At 80.7% G+C, this 228-nt stretch carries 1 protein-coding gene; it reads left to right on the forward strand.

The window, feature by feature from the left end; translation table 11 throughout:
• Positions 1 to 23 precede the first annotated feature (23 nt).
• Positions 24 to 228: hypothetical protein (locus QWJ41_RS21530; protein ID WP_302710543.1), on the forward strand; the 205-nt coding region annotated here is incomplete at its 3' end.

Below are 228 nucleotides of genomic sequence, written 5' to 3' on the forward strand. Positions count from 1 at the left end.
CTCCCCCGACCCGAGGACACGTCATGGGGCACCACCTCCCGCGCCGCTCGCAGCGCGGCCTGCTCGCCGCGATCGTCGCCGTGGTGACCACCGGGCTGCTGCTGGCACCGGCCACCGCGGGGGCCGCCGAGCCGCACCCGACCCTGCAGCCCGGCCGGGCCGCGGCGGAGCAGGAGGCGCGCGACGCGGCCCGGGTCGCCCCGACCACCGCGGAACGCGCCACCAAGG

The sequence above is a fragment of the Nocardioides cremeus genome (genome assembly GCF_030518195.1).
GTDB classification, from domain to species: Bacteria; Actinomycetota; Actinomycetes; order Propionibacteriales; family Nocardioidaceae; genus Nocardioides; species Nocardioides cremeus.